The 19,071-nt window shown below is 33.1% G+C and carries 11 protein-coding genes and 6 pseudogenes; 9 read left to right on the top strand and 8 right to left on the bottom strand.

Translation table 11 applies throughout. From position 1 onward, the window contains the following. Nucleotides 1-5: 5 nt before the first annotated feature. The 5 genes and pseudogenes from ABWU45_RS07145 to ABWU45_RS07125 form a co-directional block, all read right to left on the bottom strand. The gene (locus ABWU45_RS07145) at nt 6-1,361 is read right to left on the bottom strand and encodes a hypothetical protein (protein ID WP_353278339.1); all 1,356 of its coding nucleotides are present in this window, start codon (nt 1,359-1,361) and stop codon (nt 6-8) included. A 366-nt stretch (nt 1,362-1,727) separates the two neighbouring features. Further along, nucleotides 1,728-2,429: pseudogene (locus ABWU45_RS07140) on the bottom strand (hypothetical protein); the annotation flags it as partial. Nucleotides 2,430-2,444: 15 nt separating this feature from the next. Further along, entirely contained in the window at nt 2,445-3,773 is a 1,329-nt protein-coding gene (locus tag ABWU45_RS07135) for an IS4-like element ISWen1 family transposase (RefSeq protein ID WP_353278337.1), read from the bottom strand. 57 nt (nt 3,774-3,830) lie between these two features. After that, a complete protein-coding gene (locus ABWU45_RS07130) occupies nt 3,831-5,921 on the bottom strand; it encodes an ankyrin repeat domain-containing protein (protein WP_353278336.1) in 2,091 nt (696 codons plus the stop codon). Between the two features lie 75 nt (nt 5,922-5,996). Further along, on the bottom strand, nt 5,997-7,637 hold the full coding sequence (locus ABWU45_RS07125) for an ankyrin repeat domain-containing protein (RefSeq protein ID WP_353278335.1): 1,641 nt from the start codon (nt 7,635-7,637) through the stop codon (nt 5,997-5,999). A gap of 282 nt (nt 7,638-7,919) precedes the next feature. On the opposite strand from ABWU45_RS07125, the gene ABWU45_RS07120 reads away from it, so the two are divergent. Then, nucleotides 7,920-9,215 (top strand): hypothetical protein, encoded by a 1,296-nt coding sequence (locus tag ABWU45_RS07120; protein WP_353278334.1) that lies wholly within the window; start codon nt 7,920-7,922, stop codon nt 9,213-9,215. Nucleotides 9,216-9,539: 324 nt separating this feature from the next. On the opposite strand, the pseudogene ABWU45_RS07115 reads toward ABWU45_RS07120, so the two are convergent. Then, nucleotides 9,540-10,359, bottom strand: a pseudogene (locus ABWU45_RS07115) (IS630 family transposase). 394 nt (nt 10,360-10,753) lie between these two features. On the opposite strand from ABWU45_RS07115, the gene mutL reads away from it, so the two are divergent. Further along, nucleotides 10,754-12,625 carry a DNA mismatch repair endonuclease MutL gene (gene mutL / locus ABWU45_RS07110; RefSeq protein WP_265022699.1) on the top strand — a complete coding sequence of 624 codons (1,872 nt, stop codon included), beginning with the start codon at nt 10,754-10,756 and terminating at the stop codon, nt 12,623-12,625. A gap of 153 nt (nt 12,626-12,778) precedes the next feature. On the opposite strand, the pseudogene ABWU45_RS07105 reads toward mutL, so the two are convergent. Continuing rightward, a pseudogene (locus ABWU45_RS07105) lies at nt 12,779-12,913 on the bottom strand (transposase); the annotation flags it as partial. Nucleotides 12,914-13,014: 101 nt separating this feature from the next. On the opposite strand from ABWU45_RS07105, the gene ABWU45_RS07100 reads away from it, so the two are divergent. Continuing rightward, a complete protein-coding gene (locus ABWU45_RS07100) occupies nt 13,015-14,292 on the top strand; it encodes an IS4 family transposase (RefSeq protein ID WP_353277994.1) in 1,278 nt (425 codons plus the stop codon). Nucleotides 14,293-14,470: 178 nt separating this feature from the next. Beyond that, nucleotides 14,471-14,806, top strand: a pseudogene (locus ABWU45_RS07095) (IS4 family transposase); the annotation flags it as partial. Between the two features lie 21 nt (nt 14,807-14,827). On the opposite strand, the gene tnpC reads toward ABWU45_RS07095, so the two are convergent. Next, complete coding sequence (gene tnpC / locus ABWU45_RS07090; RefSeq protein WP_353279066.1) at nt 14,828-16,180, bottom strand: IS66 family transposase; 1,353 nt, start codon at nt 16,178-16,180, stop codon at nt 14,828-14,830. Between the two features lie 106 nt (nt 16,181-16,286). On the opposite strand from tnpC, the pseudogene ABWU45_RS07085 reads away from it, so the two are divergent. The 5 genes and pseudogenes from ABWU45_RS07085 to bfr form a co-directional block, all read left to right on the top strand. After that, a pseudogene (locus ABWU45_RS07085) lies at nt 16,287-16,421 on the top strand (thioredoxin-disulfide reductase); the annotation flags it as partial. A gap of 215 nt (nt 16,422-16,636) precedes the next feature. After that, nucleotides 16,637-17,258 (top strand): annotated as a pseudogene (locus ABWU45_RS07080) (IS6 family transposase). Nucleotides 17,259-17,425: 167 nt separating this feature from the next. Next, nucleotides 17,426-18,067, top strand: coding sequence for an HAD family hydrolase (locus tag ABWU45_RS07075; RefSeq protein WP_010401658.1), 642 nt, complete (start codon nt 17,426-17,428; stop codon nt 18,065-18,067). Then, nucleotides 18,067-18,540 carry an RDD family protein gene (locus ABWU45_RS07070; RefSeq protein WP_064085312.1) on the top strand — a complete coding sequence of 158 codons (474 nt, stop codon included), beginning with the start codon at nt 18,067-18,069 and terminating at the stop codon, nt 18,538-18,540. Before ABWU45_RS07075 ends, ABWU45_RS07070 begins: the two co-directional genes overlap by 1 nt. Nucleotides 18,541-18,593: 53 nt before the next feature. Next, a complete protein-coding gene (gene bfr, locus ABWU45_RS07065; RefSeq protein WP_010406741.1) occupies nt 18,594-19,070 on the top strand; it encodes a bacterioferritin in 477 nt (158 codons plus the stop codon). The last annotated feature ends 1 nt before the right edge of the window (nt 19,071 follow it).

Here is a 19,071-nt window from a genome sequence, read left to right as displayed (position 1 = left end):
TACCTCTATCTTCTATGATCAGAAAAATCACTAACTCCAGCACCTTCTAGCATAGGCTGTGGATCACTATCTCTAGATGGCAAAGGTGACTTCTTCTCTAACTCAGAAAATAGCTTTTTTGCCAACTCGTCATAGTATATATCATCTTTCATACCAACTCTGCTAATCATTCTTAGATTTTTAACTATAGACTCTTCAAAATTTTTAAAGTCTGTAGCTGAACAAAACTTCTTAGCAAATTGCAGTATTTCTAGTATTTCACTCTTTTTTGCATTTGTAGCGCTATCTCTTTTGTTATCATTCGCCCAGTCAATAATCAATCCTGAAAGTGCATAATCGATTGGAGCTATCCCGCCGAAGAAAAAAACTGCAGCCTTTTCTTCTTTTCCTTTATGATTATTGAAATTACCACACTTTATAAGGTCCATCATGATTTTCCTAGCTTGAGTACTTAACTCAGGATTTTTAAGTATTATGTCTGAAAGCGAATAAAGGAGAAGAGTATAGTCCTGAGATGAAATTATTTTCTCTTCTAGTATTTTATCTTTAAACATTGGAGTGATAATTTGAACTGTATCAAAAAAGCCATGGCGTATTAATAGACTAAGAAGCGAATATACTCCTTTGTCTTTTTTTGACAGGTTGCACTTTTCTTGATCACTCATTATGTGAAAACAAAAATCTAAAATAATGGTACCGTTATGGTTACATTGGACAGAGGACAAAGCAGTAACTGTTTCAGTAATTTTCTTCTTTTTATCATCTTCTTTTAAATGGTTATAAAAATACTCTACTCCTTCACTCCACTTAAATTCTACAGCTTTATTAAAACCCTCTACTGCATTATCATGTTTCTTAAATTCTCCAGATTTTTTATCAATCCAAAAGCTAAGTACAGGGTCTTGCCCTTTCATATAGCTCAACAATTCACTTCTTACATACTTATCGTTGCGGGTTGCAGGCTTACTATCATCATCCAGCTCTTCAGCAGAGAAGCTAGCTCTATAGGAATTAAGCTGCTCTTGAAAAAGCTGGGGAATTTTATCTATCACACAATACCTGCATGCTATATCATATCTAGAAAGCGGATTCTTTATTCCACCTATTTTTTCTTCAACTAGCTTCTGACCTAACGTTGTATTATTCAATTTTGTACCTGACCAACAACTTTCGTCTTGGAATACATTGTACAAAAATTGTAACCCATCATCTTTAAGATATTCCACTTGTCTCATATAGGTTTTCACCCACCTTTCAATAGTTAAGCGTCTTCCAGCAGTAACATTAGAATCCGTATGTCTAACATTATCTTGTAGCTTCTTAAGTATTGTAGCATGACGTTCTACTTTTTTCCTTGGCATTATAAACCCTCCTATTTAAAATTCATGATATTATGTAAAAATTATAATCAAATTACAACACTAAAATTACCAAGATATAGAAGAATTTCATGCAAAGCATTCTTATAAACAAGGATATAGTGCATCATGAGGGTTTTAAAAGTCTATTGCTCACCTAAATTTTTAAATGGCCATATTTTGCTCAAAGTTAGCAATGATTCATTTTACAAGCAATGCTTTATGTTGGTTAGGCGCTTTTTCTACTCTTAGCTCGCTCATATTACATCTTGGTAAGCATAAGCCCTTTTGAAGTTGCTTTGCAACTTGCATTTGATTTTCATGATCATTGACTTTTCTATCATTACTAAGCGGTAAGTTATTTCCCTTCTATTCTACATTTTGAGAAACTTTCTTTTCTAAATCAAAAATCTCATTCCAGTTGTATCTACCTTCCAGCCCAAGTCTTTTACTCTGTTTTTCTGCCACATTCACCAAATCTGCTTTAGAAGTATTTTCTTCATCTTTAAGTAACTTATGTAAAATCTTAAAAATGTCTATCAGATGAGTTTTTGCATCAAAGTCTTTTTCTTTTTTTATAATATTAGATTCAATATTATATAAATCTTGTTGTAACTGTTGATTTGTAGCCTTGAGTTTATAGCTTTGATCTAGCTGTACTAATTGGCTAGAATGCATAAACTTTTCAGGCCTTTCAAAATATCCCTGCTCAATAGCATCGTAAACCCAATACCCACCAAGTGCGCAATCCTCGCCTATTTCCTCTTTACAATTTTTGAACTTTTCTAATATTTCCTTTTTGTTACTCACTTCTACTATAATTCTGCTTTTATCTTGTACGTCAGGATACAGCCTAACGTCTATCTCTCCCAAACTAGTATAAAAAGTTAATACTATATTGCTACCTTCTGTAAGATCTGTGTAATTCCTTATACCTTCTTCATTTTTAACTTCCACTTCACTATTACCAATCTTTATTATATTTCTTCCGTATCCTACTTCTCCCTCAGTAAGTTCTAAATCCCTTGCTCCATCTGTAATTTTTGCAATATGTATCGTACTGTCCTTTGAATCATACGCGTCAAGTTAAGAGATTGTAAGTAAATTCAGGGAAGTTAAGGTAGATACTCTAGTTTTTCTGTACTTGTCTTTTAATGAAAATCGAGACCAAGTTATGGTAAGCTTTTTAAGAAAAACTTTCAAACTATTAACTTTATTCTTTAGTGCTAAAAATAACTCTCTAACCCGCCTTTTTAGCTCAATAAATGCCTTTGTTAAGCTAAGTTCTGTATTCTTTTTCACTTCTGTGCAACCAACTATGCCGTGAAATATAAGAATTGCGCACAATTTAGCATATAGTTCACATAATACTCTGCATGGCTTTCCTTTTAGCTTATCAAGTCTGATATGGCTTTTATACAATTTAAATAATAACTCAATTTGCCACCTTACTCTGTAAATCGTTAATACTTGCTCAGCACTAATTTTATTTTCTGGAACATTAGTTATAAATATTGACCAGTTCAACAATTTTTGATTTCTTTTAGAGGATGTATATCCCTGCGATCTTGCTAATCTATTAGCTTTCCTTCTTCTGGCCATAGACTGTTCTTCAGTTAGTTTCTGACATATAATTCTTACTCTAATTTTTGCTTCTTTTCCTAACAATACCTCGTTTTCTAAAAATAACTTATCCTCTAAACATTCTAATAACTCCATTTTTTGATTTGTTTCTACATCATATATGTTGGTATCGGATTTATAACGACTTATGAAATAAGCTCCTATTTCATTGATTTGTTTAAAAGAACTTGGCACAAAATAACCGAGATCAGATATTAGCAAATCATTGCTTAATATATTACTTAAATGTTTCCTATATCCCTGGTCTGATCTTACTCCCTCCGTTAAATTAAGTTGGTCTATTATCTGATTCATGTAGTCGAAAACTAATTGTAACTTTATTCCATACTTAGTATTGCTTTCATAGCCACTGTAGCTAGTACCATAACCTTTATACATCTCTTCCATACTGTTAGGTAGAGTAATATAGCTACTGTCCAATAATTTAACACTATTAAATTGCTGTAAGATTTTGCAATCAACTTGCAAGATATTTTTGAAGAGAACCACAGATTCATTATACATCCTTTTCATAAATTCCACTGCTTCTTCAGTAAATCTAAAATCCAAACCTTGTTTTGTTATATCTATCGAGTCCTCGTTTAGTAATTGACACATTGTTTCTACGCTACAATTATCAACCCCTATATTACCCAAGACCATGGCTTTTACGAACGATGAACCTTTTAGCTTTCTCTTTCTTTTTATAAACCTTGTTGTAATTGAGATTTTGTCTGCTTTTTCATTAAAAAATTCTTTGAGCTTTTTTGATAAGCTAGTTATTTTATTCATTGGTTCTCTCACTAAAAGTATTTCTGGGAGAACTTATACCTTATTATTCTATCTCTTTCATACCTTTATTTCCTTAACTTGACGCGTATGGTCCTTTGAATATTCTAAATAGAGAGTAGAGTTATCAATTTTTGCATCTTTCACCTCACCAGTGGATGCACTTTTAACAATTTCCATAAAATCCAAAGTAAGTTGGATAGAATACTCATAAGCTTCTATCATATTGGTTTTGTGGTCTTTAAATTCTGACTCTAGCATATTGAGTACATTCATACTGTTTATATTATATAACACTGCCCCTTTCGATATTAAGCCACATACTATATTACTAGCAACTTCAGGATTTTTCTTTAATTCACTAATTCTTTTTATCACATAATCCATAAAGCTATACTTACTCTCATGCATCTTCCTATATAGCTTTCCTTGATGAGGAAAATTAAACCTTACCCCACATTCTATAGCTTCATTTACAACTTCTTCCAGTTGATTCATATCTTGAGCCGCATCTACTTCATCTAAAAACGTTTTCAACATTACTTGCTGATTTAATATTAAATTATTCCATAGAGTTTTTTTACTGCCTAACTCCTTAAAATCCTTTGCTCCTGCTATTAACAATAACTTTTCCGCTTCTTTATAAGCAGTTTTATCACTATGAAAAGCATCTCTGATAATTTGAAAAATCTGGGACTCCCCTTGATCTTCATGAAGATTTAAAATTCTACTTAAATTTTGAGTATTCCTATGTTTATCCAAAAACTTTTTTAGTTTAATAAGACATCTATTCGGAGAAGGAGGATTATTTTCATCCAAAACATTATATAACTCTTGTTGCAGTATCTTTTGCTCATTAGTTAAAAGATATTCTTCAACAAAGTAGTTGCGGTTATCAATTGCAATATCAAGTGGAGTTTTTCCTTGCTTATCGCACATACTAGGGTCAGCTCCGTTTTCTAGCAGCAAGTCTACACACCAACTATAGTTAGTATTGGCAATATGGTGTAAAGGTGTTTTCCATTCGTTATCATGTACATTAGGATTAGCCCCTGCGTTTAGTAGGAAATCTATACCGTTAAGACCAGTAGCATAATGTAATGGTACTCTTCCTCTATCATCCTTTACATTAGGATCAGCTCCTGCTCTCACAAATAACGCCACAGAATCATCATATTCTTTCTCTACCCAAGCGATGCTTGATATTGCATGCAATACTGTCAACTTAGATTCTCCTCTTCTAAGATTGAGAACAACCTTTAGATCTTGATTGCTTTGATTTTTTTCTAAAAATTTCTTAAGTCTTGCAATATAGCCATTTTCATCATAATCACCTTCGTCGTTAAAAGACGGGCAAGCTTGAAGGATACTCAATAATTCATTATTTAATTCATTTTGACTTGGCGTTAAATCCAATACTTCACCGGACCATGCGCATGTTAAATCGTCAAATGTATCTTCTTCAAGAATATCAACTAAAGAACGGCTATCACGACATAGTAATGAATATTTGAGTAACTCATACCTATCATCTTCTTGATTCTGCTTTAAATTATCAATTTTAGCTAAGTATCTTAGGGTTTTATTCTTATTTCTTAATAGAGGATCTGCCCCATTTTTCATTAAAGCATATACTGCTTCTTTATGACCACCCTTAGCTGCAAAGTATAATGGTGTTAACTTCTTTCTGTCCATTGCATTAACATTTGCATCGCTTTCTATTAGGATCTTTACTATCTCTGTATAGCCGTTTTCAGCAGCTAAATGTAATGGGGTTTTTTCAAATTCATGACCTACTAGATTAACATTAGCCTCATTCTTTATTAGAGTTTCCACCACCTTCTTATGACCACTCCAACTAGCTAAATGTAATGGAGTTCTCTTATGCTTATCTACTGCATTAACATCAGCTCCGTTTTCTATTAGAGCCTTTACTACCTTTGTACAGCCAACGCTAGCAGCTAAATGTACCAGTGTACATTGCTCAAAATTTATTATATTATTTACGTCAAAGTTAGTTTTTTTCCACTCTTCATATATATGTGGATCTGCTACTTCTAACTTTTCTTTTATTCTTTTAATTACGTCATTTGTACCTAAATCATTACCAGTACTTATTTCTTCTAATATCCCTAACCACGTATGTATCATATTCCTACCTCATATTGTTTTACTAGCCATACAGAAAATCCATCAATAACCCTTCTATACTTAATTTTCCAATACTCATGATCTACATGATGATCGTTGAGTTACTTTGCCTACATCCGTTTCGTTTAGCTTACACCCAGGCTTATGCATAATACTATAAGCAATTCCTCCAGCTATCAATGCAGCAGTTAAAGATATGCCAGTTATAATCAATACTGATAATCCAGCACTAGCAGCAGCACATCCAACTATCAGCATGGTTGTTATACCTACAGCAAAACTAATTTTCACTGCTTTATTAGTAGTTTCTGAAACTTTTGAATGCTGTTTTATCCCTTCTTGAGTGCTAGATAAAGGTCCTTTTATTTTTTGTACTGTGTACAATATATTATCTTCAACAGCAAGTTCGTTATCTTTGGTGGCAAAATGTGAAGAAACGTTGCAAGGACTGTTATCACATTTAGTATGTTTTAAGTATTCTGGAAAAAACTCAGGAGTTTCTGAAGGGATCATGCCCAGATTATCCTTTATATTAAGATCAATTTTTTCTCTACTCTCAAGATACTTAAATATTTCTGAGTGACCATTGAGCTTAGCCAAGTGTAAAGGAGTGCAGCCTCTGTTACATTGCACGTTAAGATCAACATCTTTTTCATCTACAAGATATTTAACTATTTTTATATGACCATTAATAACAGCGTTATGTAAAGGAGTATAGCCACTGTTACATTTTAGATTAAGGTTAATATTTTTTATATCTGCAAGATATTTAACTATTTCAAAGTGACTATTGTAAACAGCTAAGTGTAAAGGAGTCTCGCCATTATTATTTCGTAAATTAGGGTTAGCATTTTTTACATCTACAAAATATTTAGCTATTTCTAAATGACCATATTCAGCAACTTCATGTAAAAGAGTGTTGCCATACCCATCCTGCACGTTGAGGTCAATATTTTTTTTATCTACAAAATATTTAACTATTTCTAAGTGACCGTCAAAAATAGCCATACCTAAAGGAGTATCCCCAGCCTCATTTTGCACGTTAAGATCAACTCCTTTTTCATCTACAAGATATTTAACTACTTCTAAATGATCACCCTCAGTAGCAGCATGTAAAGGAGTATTACCCTCCTCATTTTGTATATTAGGATCAATCCCTTTTTCATCTATAAAATACTTGACTACTTCTAAGCGACCATTGAAAGCAGCTACGTGCAGAGAAGTACCACCTCCCTCATTATCCTGCACATTAGGATCAACCCCTTTTTCATCTATAAAATACTTAATTATCTCTAAATGACCACCTTCAGCGGCATCTTGTAAAGGAGTATTACCATCTTTACTCTGTACATTAGGATCAACTCCTTTTTCATCTACAAGATACTTAACTATCTCTAAGTGACCACCTTCAACGGCATCATGTAAAGAAGTACGGCCAAGATCATCTCTTACATTAGGATCAACCCTCTTTTTGTCTATAAGATACTTAACTATTCTTAAGTAACCAGTACGAGCAGCTATGTGCAATAATGTAACTTTTTTACAATCTTGATAATCGGTAAGCGTGACAGTGAACAGATAACTTACTTCATATTTATTTTGACGCCATTTTTTATATACGCCTTCATCTTGTTCTTTTAACTTCTCTTGTATTCTGCGAATTAAATCGCCTTTATCTATTGAACTGAATAATTGTTCCCACTGAGCTAAATACATAATTATACCTCACTTAAGTATATGATATAATAAGTATTGGAAAAGGATAGTAAAGAATTTTTCTATCAAACTTGATTGCGAATAGTTGCTTCCTTAAGTTGAGTTTGGTAAAAATTGCTATTAGATAATTTTTTCATCTGCCATTTACAAGAGAACATGGATTAACTTATTTTTAGTATAAAGATTGTAAATACCAAAAAATTTCTTGAAAAGAATCTCTAACTCGGTATTCATTAACTATGCTTTTTTAAAATTTTTCATAAACTTAAGTGAGGTATAATTATGGATTTAGATAAATTAACCGAAGCAGCTTTTTCTATTATTAAGGATGATGATCCTTATAAAGCATCTAAACAACTTCAAATAAGAAATTGGGGCTGTGGGTACTTGGAGATTATTAATACCGGAAACCTTTCCTTTTTCCTTGATATACTATCAGATGAAGAATGTTGGGAAAAAACTAGTACAATACATGGTATCAAACTCAACAGAAGAGTAGCAGCAAAAAAGATGATTGAACCTCAGAGTTGGAAGGGTACAAGCAATCCACTAGAGGACTTTTATCTTTACCAAATTGCGTTTTGGTGTTGCTTAGAAGAGGATGTAATCACTATGTTTGAGCATTTTAAACAAAAGCATGGAGTAAAAGGTGGTGATTCAGATGCATTAAAGAAATTAGCTAAAAGAATGAGTGGAAGTTGGTATACAGATGCAATGATGCAGTTTTGGTCGCATTTTATTAGTGGATACGTTTCAGAGTTAGATCTAAAAGGTCGGCACCCCTATGTCTTTGGCTTACACTATGCAGCAATAAGTTCAAATAGAAGACGTGTAGAAGCAGTAGAGTTCTTTTGGGATAAAGTTAAGTCATTACCTGAAAGTGAATTAAGTAATCAGGAAAAGGATGAGATCTTTATGACAACTGCAGTGAATGTAGCAAAAGATAATGGTTATCCTGACGTATTTGAATTTTGCCTCAGTCAAATGAATCCTAATAAGTACTCAGAATTTCTAAAAAGAGATTTGAGGGAAAATCGTTATTATGCCTCTTTAAATAGAACACTAGAAACGCTTAATTTTGATAAATTTCAAGAGTTGTTTGATTGTTTTAAACCAAGCAGTGTTTCTACAACTAATTACGATGTTTGGTTATACTCTATAAAAATACTGAATTACTCAGGGCCTTACGTGCATGCAGCTGCGAAGCTTTTTATACATATATGGATGAAAGAAGGATTTGATAATCATCGTGCTTTTGTAATCAATGAAGAAGTAATGGATAAATCTGCTTCCGTTTATGGAAATTTATTAATACGTTGGGTAAAGGCAGGCTGCATGGAACCGGTGTGGATGATACTAGATAAGCTGAACTCTAATCAGATTAAAGAATTTATGACTTATGAACAAGCAGATTATATACGTTCTGTATTAGAACAAAGAAACGATAACTCATTAAATAGATTTCTAGCCTATAGTAGATCCATTGCTGAAGATCTTAATCAAAATGATACACCTGGTCCAGGAAGTGACTTAGCTGAGCTTGAGCTAATAAAGCAATCATCATCTATAAAGAGATAAGTGAAAGTTAATAAATGCTGTAGGTTATACTGTTTCTTCATGTAGATTTTTATATTCTCTTGCCGAAATACTTTTATACAAACAAAAGCTTTTCATTGGTAATTTTTTTAATGCTGTAACAAGAAGTTAAGTTTTCATTTTGTTATAGCATTTGTTTTTATGTAAGTCTCATTTGTGTTAACTACATATTAGTCAGATTGATTTATTATGTAGGAAAAAGATATTAGTTATTAACTAAATGCTACTTAATTTACTAAGGTTAGAATATATTCATTTGAGGCAGCTTTGTGGAGTTATAGCTCTTTTCATAATAGTCCGAAAAGCTTATAGAAAAGCGGAATCAACAGCATGACGAAAAGACGTAAATAGAGGAATGTTTTTCCTGATTTTGTTTTTTATAGCAAACCAATGGTGCTCAATTTTATTGAAATCTGGAGAATATGGCGGTAAATACAGAATATCTACACCAACGCTTTTGGCAAATTCAACAGTCTTTTTAGACTTATGAAAAGTTCCATTATCCAAAATCACCGTTTGTCCAGGCTGTAAAATTGGTGCAAGAAATTGCTCAAACCAGCCATTAAAAACCTCTGTATCACAATAGCCTTCGAAGGTCATAGGTGCAACGATTTTTCCCTTATTTAAAGCATGCTAACTCTCTGAATTTTTTTACCTGATTTTAGTGCATTCTCCTTTTCTGCAATATCCATATGTTCTGTATTGTCTATACCAGATTCATCAATATATCAAATTTTTAGGGGACTCTGCCGATATGACTTTCAAAAATTCAGCACGTTTTTCTTCATTTCTTTCTTTATATCAATAAGTCTTTTTTTGCGTTTAAATCCACTTTTTTTAGAGCTGTATGAATCGTTTGATGACTATATATTGCCTCAGCACCTCTGATTGTGTTTTACCGCCGTGTTTTTTTATAAATTCTGCAAACGCATTCCAATCGGTGATTTTATGATTATAGCCTCTACTTCTCAGTTTCTTCGATTCCTGTTTCTTTCCGCCTTTTCTCCCATTTGTACAATGTTACTCTACTGATTTTGAACCTCTTTGCTACTGCTGTTTTACTCTCTCCTTCATCTAACGCCTGAATGGCTTTTTTCCTTAAGTCATAACTGTACGCTGCTGGCACTTTTACCTTCTTATTACCCTAAATCTCTATTTTATTCTGTTGCCACTATTATTAGAAGGGCTATAATTCAGTAAAATTTAAGAATTTTAATAGTTTAGCAGCATGAAACACGCAATAAACTGCCACTTTTAAATTTGATCAGACTTAATTAAAAAAGACAAGATTTTCAATAATTTGCCAAAATCTAATCCAGAATTCGGGTTGAAAACATGGCAAAAATTAGATGAAACTGCTTTACAACATAGTATAAGCTTACAATGGGTAATATGTATAATTAGAAAGCAAGCTATAGGAAGAAAACTAAAATACAGAAATCAGAGACACCAAAAAAGAGATATAAATTTTAGACAAAGTAAGTCATGAAGGGTATATTTTACTTTCAATCAAAGCTTCTATGGCAATAATTCTTTTAGATACAAAAACAATAAACCGTATAGCAGCGGGTGAAGTAATCGAAAGGCCAGCAAGTGTAGTAAAGGAATTAGTAGAAAATGCAATAGATGCTGGAAGTTCAAAAATAGAGATCAAAATAGAAAGTGGTGGGCGCAATCTTATAACTGTGACAGATAATGGAAATGGAATAGAAAAGGAAGATTTGGAACTTGCGTTTATGCGCCACGCTACTTCAAAATTAAGCGATAGTGAGTTAATAGAAATCAAGCACCTTGGGTTTAGAGGAGAAGCTTTGCCTTCAATTGCAGCAGTAAGTAGAATGAACTTATCGTCTAAGGCAAGTGGAGCAAAGGAAGCATGGTCTATAAGGTATGAAGGAGGAGAAAAAGTAGGAGAAGTTATCCCTTGTTCTCTATTGGAAGGTACATATATTGAAGTTCGTGACTTATTTTTTGCGACTCCAAATAGACTAAAATTTCTAAAAACCGAAAGGGCAGAAACACAAAGTATTGTTGATATTGTGAATAACTTAGCGATGATTAATTATAGTATTGGGTTTACTCTCACTTCCGGTAATAAAAAGCTCTTAAAATATGTTAAGCAAACTTCATTATTTAACAGATTATGTGAAGTAGAAGAAGAATTTCAGAGCAATTCGTTGGAAGTTAAAGAGGAAGAAGAAGGCATCAAACTTAAGGGACACATCTGTAAACCTAATGTCAATCGTAGCAACTCAACTCAGATTTATACGTTTGTTAATGGGAGGCCAATAAAAGACAATCTACTTGTTGGTGCAATTAGATATGCGTATCACGATTTTATTCCAGACAATAGGTATCCTTTTGCAGTGTTGCATTTAGAAGTACCATATGACCAAGTAGATGTAAATGTGCATCCAAATAAATCGGAAGTAAGATTTCAAAATAAGAGGTTAATATATGAAATAGTGAGAAGAGGGCTAATAAAAGCGTTGTCAATGAGAATAGGTACCTCTTCAGTGAGTGATATTGATGGATCTAGGTGTCAAGGTATTGGAGAAGAACTGGGTGGTTCGCCTCTTGATGTTAGTGAAAGTCAAAGGAATAATGAGCGTGTTAATAATGGAAAAAGCAGAGAAGTAAAGGGTCAAAAAGAATTTTACGAAAGGAGGCCAAATCTTTTAGAAAATCGTCTAATGAAAGAATTCAATGCACCAGATGAAAGAAGGCAAAGCTTACCAGAAACGTTTAAATATGGAGAATCTCCACCCCAAAAGGGAACGATGGTTTTAGAAAGGAAGCAAATTGATTTAATAGCGGATCATCCTCTAGGATATGCACGCTGTCAGGTCTACAATACTTACATTATTGCTGAGGCTAAAGGCAAATTAATTATAGTAGACCAGCACGCAGCTCATGAGAGGTTGATCTATGAGTGCTTAAAACAAAAATCAAGCATAAAAAGGCAAAAGCTTCTTCTTCCTGAAATAGTCGAGATTAAAAACCAAGCAGGAATGGAGATGGTTGAAATGTATAAAGATAAGCTTTTCGAAATGGGTTTTGGTATTGAAATAGAATCAGAAGATAAAGTAAGGGTGAAAGAAATACCTGCAATTTTAGGAACAATAAATGTGAAAGAGATGGTGATGAATATAGTTGATAGATTAATGGAGATAGGAGATACGCTACCTATAGAAGAAAAAGTGAACAAGATACTAGCTACCATTGCGTGCCATGGGTCAATTAGAGCTGGAAGGGAAATGAAGTTGGAGGAGATGAATGAGTTGATGAGACAAATGGAGGAAACACCTTATGCTGGGCAATGCAATCACGGAAGACCAACGTATATAGAAATGAAACTAAGTGATATAGAAAAATTGTTTGAAAGGAGATGAGTTCAGTTTGTCAAAAAGGTTCCCAATTAAGTATACGTAACAGCTCTTCTGGTTATGGAGTATAAAATGTGAAAAAAGAGAATAAATGCTCTAATTTTTTAGATTACAAAGTAATAGGACAGGAAGTAAGAGGTTGTCCGGAAACTAGTAAACTCAAGCATATTCCCTACTTAACATAACTTTACTCATAGCCAGATATATGAAACTTTCAGTAGATGTTGTAAGTAAATCGTACTCCTTTGATAGTCTTCTATTTCTATTGATCCAAGCAAAAGTCCTCTCTACCACCACTGCCATTAAGTTAAGGAAAAGTGATGAACTGTATTATAAAATCAGGTAAGATTCACAAATTAAAAGAAGTAATGACATGAGTAAAAAAAAGAATAATCATGTTTATAAAAAATAAATTGATGAGTTTAAACTTTATAAACGCACACAGAGCATCCTCAAAAGACTTCTCACGAAAAAGAAAGCTGCCCTTCGTTAATGTATTTCTCCTGATTTTTAGAAAGAGTGTAAAGTCATTACAAGTGATGCTTAATGAGTTTGTTCTGCATACAAGAAAAGATTATACAATTACGGCAAGTGCATTTACTCAAGCAAGAAAGAAGCTAAAACATACTGCGTTTTCAGAGTTAAATGATGATATAGTTTCCCTATACTACCAAGATCAGGAATTTAAAACCCACCATGGCTTCAGAGTACTTGCATTTGATGCTTCAATACTGATTCTGCCAAAGAGCGACAAAATAATAGGTGAGTTTAGCTCAAGAGCAGTATGGAATGGAATCCAGAGATTTGAAGACTATACAAGTGCAACCTTTGAAGTTTGTTACGATGTGCTAAATAATATTGCAATAAAATCTGTGCTAAGTAGAGGTGACAGCTATGAGGTTGATTTAGCAATCGGTATGCTTGAATCCATAAAATCAGACGATTTGTTAATCTGTGATAGAGGATACGTATCTTATCGATTTCTTGCTGAGCTTACAGGAAGGAAAATCAATTATATAATTCGCTGTTCAAGTTCGTCTTTCAATGAAATAAACGCTATGTTTAAGCCGGAAAGCCCATCTAGTACGGTGGTAGTGTCTACCGCACCTATTAAAGTAGCAAGACAGCTACGAAAGCTAGGATTACCTGATGAGATGAAATTCAGGTTAGTCAAAATAATACTTTCTTCTGGCGAAGTTGAAGTGTTAGTAACATCTCTGTTAGATGAGAAACGTTTTACAGTTGAAGAGTTTGAGAGATTATATTACTTGCGCTGGGGAGTAGAAACATTTTTTTCTAGGCTGAAGGGAAGATTAAATTTAGAGAATTTCACAGGAAAAAGTATTGAAACTATCAAGCAGGATTTTTGGTCAACTATCTTCATCAGTAATCTAGAAAGTATCATGATAGAAGATGATGAAGAGACATTGAGCTCACAGAATAGTAAACTAAAAAAAAGCATCAATAAATCTGTCTCATTTAATGCGATTAAAAACTTAGCCTTTGATATTTTTTCTACAGAGTCAGACATAGACTGCATTATGGATCGACTATCACAGTTATTTTTGATGAACACTTTAGTGGTGAGAAAAGGGAGAAGAGTTGATCGTCATAAGATATCTGATATTCGTTCACTCAACTACCAGAAAAGAGCTAGAAAACATGTGTTTTAAATTCAAGATATCTTTTCAGTATCATTGCATTAGTACATTCTTTGCAAAATAACCTGCAATTATTACTTTTTTAAATAACTTGCACTTTTCAGACTCCCTTTTCTTAAAAATTCACCCTAGTATTTACCATAATTATCAATCACTTCAAATTTTTTGTCCAATCTTAACTTCTCTTTCCCTTAACTTAATGGCAGTGAGATCAGACCAGGGATATAGGAAACATTTAAGTAATATATTAAGCAATGATTTGCTAATATCTGATCTCGGTTATTTTGTGCCAAGTTCTTTTAAACAAATCAATGAAATAGGAGCTTATTTCATAAGTCGTTATAAATCCGATACCAACATATATGATGTAGAAACAAATCAAAAAATGGAGTTATTAGAATGTTTAGAGGATAAGTTATTTTTAGAAAACGAGGTATTGTTAGGAAAAGAAGCAAAAATTAGAGTAAGAATTATATGTCAGAAACTAACTGAAGAACAGTCTATGGCCAGAAGAAGGAAAGCTAATGTATCCGTTCAGAGGTGTGGCTTAAGAGACAATAGATAGAAGGTTTTGAAATGGATTTAACTTTTTTTGCCTCCAAGTGAGATACAACGAAATTATCCGCTCAAGGAATCTATTCCCTCGCTCTGACTGTGCAAAATATGAATTCTTACGATAGACAACATAATGCCGTATTTGTCGCTCAACATGATTATTCGTTAATGGAATATTCTCTGGATCATCCAAAAATGTCCACATCATTGGCTCGGATTTTATAATACCCTTTACCGTTCGTGAAGCTCCTTTTGCTTCAAGTATATAAGATATTTTTATCATGCAGTACTGCATAAATCTTCGTAACTCTTTAGCTTGCTTAGTGAACTTTGAAATACTAATTTCATTTTCTGACAAAGCGTTTTTTAATGTAAATAATCCATTAGCTGCATCTTTTAAACAATGGCCAAGTCTCATTACTTCACTATTCCAGCTATGAGATAACCTCTCGAAATTTCTCAATAAGTGAGCCCAACAAATTTGTCGTTTTTCATCACTGAAGTGGTTGTAAACTCCATATCTGTCGGTAATTACCCGATTTTTGTAATCACAAAATGCACTATTCTTTAAAAACTTCATTCCTCTTGTATCTGCTAACTTCATAAGACTTGCTTTATTGTTGGCAAACATCCAGCACCATTCCAATTTACCTTTGTTATAGTGACTGGTTTCATCAATATGCAAAATTTCGCTTGCTTTCATTTCTTCCTCTATTTGTTCATAGGCTTCTTTACATTTTGACGAGACCCTTGCTTCGCTATTGGACACACTACCAACACTTATACTCATGTTAAAGATGTCTTTCATGATATTCGCTATTTCTCGCTTTGAATTCTTATAAAACCCACTTAGTGATGCAACTACTGACTTAACTCTAGGACCAAAGGTATCAGGTGTAACTCCTTCTGGTAATTTGCTACTCCTTCTTTTTCCGCATTTACGACAGCGCCCATGTTCTAGTTGGTATTCCACTACGTAAGGCTTAATTTTTGGGAGATCAACATTCTGGTGAATATAGGGTTTGTTGCATACTGCAATTTCTCCACCACATTCACAAGTATCATGTAATCTTACTCTAATTACTTCATCTGCTTCCATTTTTATCCGATAATTTCCTTTATGACCAACTTGACCCCCTATCTTCCTGCCACCCTCTGACTTATCTTCTGGTGTGTCTTTTTTTATTTTGTACAGCTCTTTTGAACTTGGTAAAGATGAATTCCTTGAGTTCAAGCCAAGTCTCTCTCTTAGTTCAGCATTCTCTATTTCTAAGATTTTATTTTTTTCTTCAAGCTTTGCTACTTTTTGCTCTAAGTTTTTACATAACTCTACAATACTGATCAACAATTGAAGCATCTAGCCTTACCTTACTATCAACATTTTCTGTTATTATTACTTTGATATGTTATGTCAATTCTTTTTTATCCTTACCATACCTCTGAACGGATACGGAACAACTCTAACCAGTAGGGCAGGGGTGTTTGCTGCTGGTGATGTTCAAGATAAGGTATATCGCCAGGCAGTAGTTGCAGCAGGTACAGGGTGCATGGCTGCACTTGATGCAGAAAAATTTTTGGAATCATAATTAGTTCTAAAATTTTTAACTAAATTACTTGCAATTTTCTTTGTTTTTTTTATAATTATGTCAATAAATTATAGGTTAGGGAGAATTTAGTATGCTTTCGAGAAGTAATGTAGGTTTTAGAAGAAGTGTTGTTAATGATACAGGATTAAGGGTTCTGTCGCATTTGTAGGGAAGTAGAAAGAAGAATGATATAATTGTCTAAAAAAAAAGCAAAGATGTTTCGTATCAATCAAAAATTGTTGCCATATTTCAAAGGATTTAGCTTTTCAGAGGATGTTATCTGTATACATGAAATGTCGATTCTCTTTGAGCTATCGAGATTTGGAAGAAATGATGAGTATAAGGGGAGCAAAATGCTACGTTACAAAGGTGGGTTATCACCACTGATAGATGAGGCAGTAAGGAAAAGAAAGAAGCAGGTTGGTAGTAGTTGGAGAGACTTACATTAAATTAAACGGTAAATGGGTTTATTTATATACTGTAGACTTGTGTGTTAGTAGAGACAAGTCTGCAGCACTTGCATTCTTTCGTAAAGCCTTCAGGAGTAACTATCTTCCTGAGAAAATTGTAATTGATAAAAGCGGCAGTAATACTGCTGCTCTTGATGATTTGAATGCAGAAATTTCTGAAGATTACAGTTCTTCAAATAAAATATCTAAATAATATTGTTGATAGATTTATCAAAAAACTAATAAAGCCAATGCTTGGGTTTAAAAGCTTCCATTTCGCAAAGATTACCATCACAGGCATAGAAAATATTCGTATGATTCAAAAAAGACAAATTATTAAAATAATGTTTCTACTTTTGAGAATTTTGCTATGTTAATGGCTTCATAACTCCTATAATCCCACCTTTAATGATCTTCTTTCCTATGGTTTATAGATGCGACAGAACCATATAATATAACCAGTGTATTAGGTTACTATGTAAAAATGATTAACATAGAAGCTTTATCATCAAAATATTATTTACTTATTAGTTTAAAATACGTCACAATATAAAAATGAAAAATAGCCGATTAGCGGTAGTATTCGATTGGGATAATACCTTAGTTGATACTCAAGATAATATTTCTAATGCCATTAAGCATACTTTAGATTTGATGGGATCTGGCAGTAAAGTTGTTGATAGAAATTCTCATGAATCAAGAAAGAGCTACATGGTCAATTTGTTTGGTGATCAGTGGAAAAAAGCGAATCAGATATATCAAAAATACCTAGATAATGCATTGTTACAAAATATTACTCTGAATGAAGGAGTAGAGAAAATGCTGCAGACACTGAAAAGCCACAATATTTACCTAGCGATAGTTAGCAATAAGAAAAATACTAATTTACGTCAAGAAGTTGCCTACTTTAAACTAGATTCTTACTTTGAAAGAATAGTTGGATCATGTGATACTGCAGAAGATAAACCATCTGCAACTCCACTGCTATTTGCACTAGAGGAGAGTACGCTACCTGTAAATAGAGAAAATGTGTTTTTTGTTGGTGACAGCATCACAGATATTCTATGTGCACAAAATGCAAATTGCTTACCTATTGTATACGGACAATCAATAAGAGGTTATGAAGATTTGTTATATTTTCAACATTTTAATAAACTTACAGAATTCATAGTAAAGTATTTGAAAGATAGGTGGTAATGACAGAGATCGCTAGTGTACACAGGCGCTTTTGCGCATATTTAATAGATGTAGCAATTTTATTAATTCCAACCTTACTAATTGTGTTGTCATTAGGGGATTTTCCATTAATTTTACACCTTTCATACATGTGTATAAATTGTGGATACTTTACATATTTTATATCTTCAACAGCTCAAGCAACTCCTGGTCAACAGTTAATGAATATATATACTATCACTTTAGATAGTTCTAAAATAGGTTTGAGCTTAGCATTTGATCGCACTATCTCTCAGTTTTTCCTTCCTATGCTAAATAATTCAATTATCACCTTTATCAAACTTTTTCAAACATCAGTAAATGCTTTAAGTACACTAGAAGTGATTATAGTGATGCTTACCTTCAGTTGGTATTTAGTTGCTTGCTTCTCTCAGAGGAAACAGGCATTTCATGATGTGCTATTTGATACGATTGTTGTGAGAAAAATGAATTGATGTTGCCTTGATTGTTATGTAGATTACATTGGTATATTAGCTAAAGAAAGGTTATGAATAAAGAAATAGTAGAACATTTAAATAAATTACTTACAAATGAGCTGACTTCTGTACGCCAGTATCTTTTGCATTCTGCGATTCTTAAAAATAGCGGAATCAATAAACTTGCAGAAAAGATGAGAAAGGAGCTTAATGAAGAACTTGAGCATGCAAATAGGTTGGCAGAAAGAATTTTACTGCTTAAGGGCATGCCAAATTTTCAAGATACAAATAAAATCTCAAAGTATGAAGGAAAGTTCACAAAAGATACAATGCAGAAAATCTTAGAAGATAATTCTAACTTAGAAGAAGAAGGTATCAAGGGCATCAAAGAGGCAATTTCCGTTGCTGAAAAAGAAAAGGATTTCGTGAGTGTAATGTTATTAGAAGGACTACTGAAAAATGAGGAAGAGCACTTACATTGGATCAAAGAACAGATTGACCTTATTGAGCTTATGGGTATTGAAAATTACTTGAGAACACAAATATAGA

Source organism: Wolbachia endosymbiont (group B) of Longitarsus flavicornis (assembly GCF_964028135.1).
Lineage (GTDB): Bacteria > Pseudomonadota > Alphaproteobacteria > Rickettsiales > Anaplasmataceae > Wolbachia.
This window is presented reverse-complemented; position numbering and strand designations above follow the sequence as displayed.